Source organism: Paenibacillus sp. KS1 (assembly GCF_001680695.1).
Taxonomy (GTDB): domain Bacteria; phylum Bacillota; class Bacilli; order Paenibacillales; family Paenibacillaceae; genus Paenibacillus_B; species Paenibacillus_B suaedae.
The window spans coordinates 1-4301 of record NZ_MAIS01000167.1; the positions used below are offsets into that span (position 1 = coordinate 1).

Consider the following 4301-nt stretch of genomic DNA (forward strand, 5'->3'; position numbering starts at 1 on the left):
TTGCCGGCCATTACTTTGTTCTCCTCAATGTTGTAGGTTCCGATAACTCCGTCTTGCTCATAGTTTCCCCAACTATCGGCTAGCCCCAAGCTACCTGAGTAATATTCAAAATCTCCATTTTCCAACAAATTAACTGCTGTTTGCTTTGTTTTTTTTAACAAATTTCCATTGTTGTCGTAATGATACTCATACTGTTTATCTCCTTGTTTAACCAGTTTTACTTTCCCTGTTGAATCATATTTGTATTTTACTTCTCCAGCCAATGCTAGTTGATGGCTGCAGAAAACGAACATAAGTAAAAGTGATAGAAAAGCACTTCCATATTTTAAAGTATGTTTCATGTGCGACTCCTTTTAGTTGAATTAGTTGGTATTATTCTATGAATAGCTCCATTGTAGATAAAATCTGAAGCATTAAACAGAAAAGATTTGTATTAATTTCTATTGTGTATATTGTAAATACAAAATCTCATTAATTTAACGTTATTGTCTAGGGCAAAAAATCCTGCTGAATTATACTGGCAAGATACAATTGACAGCTCATTTTCTATGGTCTAATATGATAATATGAAACTAAATAAGTATAAAAAGTTTCAAAATAAGGAGGGGTTTGCATGGTTTGGATTCAGAAAAAAGACTTTGTAGTCGCTACATTTCTGTCTGCTATCCTGTTTGTGCTCTTCTGCTATCTAAGTTCAGGGTATGAGCTGATCGTCACATTTGCACTTGGGATCGTATTTGCATACTCGATTTTTATTACGTTATACAGGAGGAAAATCGAACGCATTGAACCCTTGCAAATACTGCCGTTATACTTCGGCGTATTGGCTTGGCAGTTCATCCATTTTTCCGAAGAATTCTCTACTGGATTTTCAACCCGCTTTCCTCTTATTTATGGTGGAGAACCCTATACCGCGCAATTTTTCGTTGTGTTGAACATGATCTCCTATTCCTGCTTCGCCCTTGCCGCTATCTTTGCCTTTGTGCGGCGTAAGCCCGTTCTTCTTATTCCCGTTCTGTTCTTCACAGCTTATGGAGCGCTCGGCAATGCAATCGCACACACGACTTGGAGCCTTTATTTCGGCGAATATTTTCCGGGCTTGTATACCGCTCAGTTATATTGGCTCCTTGGACCGCTCCTGCTGCGAAGATTGACGGGGGACTGGAAGGTAACCCTACTCCTGATCATTCCTTATGTCGTCCTGCTTCCGATTGCGTTAATTGCTGCCCTTGTTTAGAATGAAATTAATTCATATCATTTGATCATTATCATTACGGAAGAGGAACCTGACATGAGCAAAAAGACGGAAGCGAGACTGTTAACGTATGCTTCAACCCAGTTTTTTCGGCACGGGTACTCCAATTTATCCGTTGACGATCTCGTGCAGGGGATTGGGATGAGCAAGGCTACGCTGTACCGCTACTTCGATTCGAAATACGATTTGCTGGAAATCGTGATCGAGAACATGTTTCAAGCCATTGAAGTGGATATCAATGAGCTGCTTGCGAGCAAGCAGGAACCCGAAGAGAAGCTGCGCACCTTCATGCTCCTGATGGTGGAGCGTTTGGACGGCATTGAACGATCCGCGATCGAGGATATAAAGCATAGCGTGCCCGTTTTATATGAGAAATTTCAGAATTTGCGCAAGCACGTCATTATTAATCATTTGGTGAAGGTATTAGAGGACGGTGCTGAGCAAGGCTATTTTCGAAAGAATATCGATCAAGGCGTTGTGGCACATATCATCTTTGCAGCGATCGAATCGCTGACCGATATGGATTACCTGGCTGAGAGCCGCTACCGGTTTTCAGAAATTTTCGACATGGTACTAACCATTGTCATGTATGGAAATGTAGCAGGCACGTCGAAGCACTGACGATTATTTTGTACATATAATTACTTGCTTCACCATATACCGACATATAGCGATTACTCAGAGCACAGGCGAGAGGCCTGTGTTTTTGTTTGTAGCCAGTTAAGGAACTTTACATTCGTTTTTGAAATGTAAATCATTGTATTACAGGAATACTTTCTGTAACAAAACAATATTGTTATATTGTTACAAAAATGAATTGAAATGGAGTGGATACAATTGAAAAGAGCATTTGCGTTGTTGCTTGCGATCTCGTGTGTTGCGATGCTTTCTCAGACTGCCTTTGCCCAGACGAGTTCCGATGCAATTCAAGGATCGACCCCATCGGTTTCTCAGGAACAGACTGTTTCAGACAATGTAATTTATCGTTTTTGGCATCGGAACCTTAATAAAGAAGGCACGATGAGAAAGGTAGAGGGAACCTTCACGCTCAATACGACATATACGATTACGTTCCGTGTGTTCCAAAGCCCATCTGATAGTTCGAACAATGGAAAATCGATCGCTTCACACTTCATCCTGCACAACAATAATAACGGCAGCTTTGTCCCGGTTAGTGTTAACGGAACTTTTAGCACTCCGTCCATTACGTTATCGCCTGGTACATATAGCATGTATTACGAGAATAAATCCGAGTTTCCTATCGATTTCGATGCCTTTGTCCTTAGCTCTAGTTAGTTATATGAATCTAGGAGAATAAGATTTGTGCAGATAACTACTTGCTTCAATACTTTGGCTGTGTTAGGATGAGGATAACTTTGACAGAACGGAGGGTTCACAGTGGTAAATAAGGCAGCTAACTTCCGCTTCGGAAGAATCCGATTGAACGCATGTGTCACTAACTGAATAGTGCTCATTAGCTCTGCCTGTGTGCAGAGTAATCGGGATTGGTCTGCCTTGTTGCTACGGAACCTAATATGATGGTTGGCGACAGAAGAGGGAGGGATCGTGCCTACCCTCTTTTGTTGTGCCCATTGTACGTGTCTGCCTGCCGCTATTTAAGGAGAGAATTATGTCTCTTTGAGCATTGTCGTCGCATGTATTTGCTTGTTCCTGATGTGTTATCAGGTTCGGGGCAATTGGGGTGCATGTGTCTGATAATGCGAATACAGCTGTGCGCATCAGTGGATGCTGGCAGCGTTAACTGCGAACAGCGGTAATAGCTTCAGACTGTACAGTTGGCCATTGGGTTGTTCCAATTGGATTGAATCGCCCCTATCACGGGGGGAGTTCGATCTAATTAGCCTCAAGGATCCTATGTGTAATAGGATGAAGAAGGTTGCGATCCAGTATTGATACGATTACTCCAAGCACTGGCGGGATGCCTGTGCTTTTTTTGTGCATCAAGTTGTATGAGAACCAAGCATGATAGGAACAAAATAAACAGAAACATGGAGGAATAACTTTATGGAACAACTAACAATCGAAGCGCAAAAGGCCGTACTGGTCGGCGTGAATATGAATCATCAGCCAGACTTTGCATATTCGATGGAGGAACTGGCGAACTTGGCGAGCGCATGTGATGTGGAAGTAGTCGGGACAGTGACGCAGAATCTGAGCCGCATTAATACGTCGCATTACATCGGCACAGGCAAGATACAGGAAATTACGATCATGCTGAAGCAGCAAGAAGCCAATCTTGTTATTTTCAATGATGAGCTGTCGCCTTCGCAGCTGCGCAATCTGGAAGCCGATCTGGACTGCAAGGTCGTGGATCGGACGCTGCTCATTCTGGACATCTTCGGACAGCGCGCGAAGACTCGTGAGGCGCAGCTTCAGGTCGAGGTGGCAGAGCTGAAGTATATGCTACCGCGTCTTGTTGGCTTGCGTGAATCACTTGGCCGTCAAAGCGGCGGTATCGGCACGAAGAACAAGGGCGTGGGTGAAACAAAGCTTGAGCTGGATCGCCGTCGGATTGAAGAGAAAATTACAGCCATGAGCAGGGAGCTGGAAACGCTCGTAGCGCATCGCCAAATTCAACGCAAGAAGCGGAAGAAGACTGAGATCCCTGTCGTATCGCTTGTCGGCTACACGAATGCGGGCAAGTCCACAGTCATGAATGCACTGGTAGAGAAGTTTACGGGATCGAAGGACAAATTCGTATTTGAAAAGGATATGCTGTTCGCAACGTTGGAAACGTCTGTCCGCAACATTGAGCTGGAGGATAAGAAGGAATTCCTCCTGACCGACACGGTTGGCTTCGTCAGCAGACTGCCGCATCATCTTGTGAAGGCATTCCGCTCTACGCTGGAGGAAGTGAGAGAAGCCGACCTGCTCGTGCATGTTGTTGACTTCTCCAATCCGGAGTATGAGCAGCACATTCACATTACGAATGAGACGCTGAAGGCAATTGGGATCGAGGATATTCCGATGATTTATGCTTTCAACAAGATCGACATGAAGGATGGAGAAATACCGGAATCGCAGG

General features: G+C 44.0%; 5 protein-coding genes. 4 read left to right on the forward strand and 1 reads right to left on the reverse strand.

Translation table 11 applies throughout. The annotated features are described in order from the left end of the window. The coding region (locus tag BBG47_RS27155; protein WP_139070800.1) for a hypothetical protein at positions 1-341 on the reverse strand (341 nt) is incomplete at its 3' end. A 272-nt stretch (positions 342-613) separates the two neighbouring features. Here BBG47_RS27155 and BBG47_RS27160 point away from each other — a divergent pair. From BBG47_RS27160 to hflX, 4 genes are all read left to right on the forward strand, one after another. Continuing rightward, complete coding sequence (locus BBG47_RS27160) at positions 614-1237, forward strand: hypothetical protein (RefSeq protein ID WP_065294342.1); 624 nt, start codon at positions 614-616, stop codon at positions 1235-1237. 54 nt (positions 1238-1291) lie between these two features. Beyond that, positions 1292-1876, forward strand: coding sequence for a TetR/AcrR family transcriptional regulator (locus BBG47_RS27165; protein ID WP_065294343.1), 585 nt, complete (start codon positions 1292-1294; stop codon positions 1874-1876). Positions 1877-2092: 216 nt separating this feature from the next. Then, on the forward strand, positions 2093-2551 hold the full coding sequence (locus BBG47_RS27170) for a hypothetical protein (protein WP_065294344.1): 459 nt from the start codon (positions 2093-2095) through the stop codon (positions 2549-2551). 729 nt (positions 2552-3280) lie between these two features. After that, a partial coding sequence (hflX, locus tag BBG47_RS27175; protein WP_065294345.1) for a GTPase HflX occupies positions 3281-4301 on the forward strand: 1021 nt, incomplete at its 3' end.

What these genes read in the sequence shown, in the direction of transcription:
- BBG47_RS27165 (WP_065294343.1), top strand. Translation starts at nt 1,292, where the DNA reads ATGAGCAAAAAGACGGAAGCGAGACTGTTAACGTATGCTTCAACCCAG.
- BBG47_RS27160 (WP_065294342.1), top strand. Translation starts at nt 614, where the DNA reads ATGGTTTGGATTCAGAAAAAAGACTTTGTAGTCGCTACATTTCTGTCT.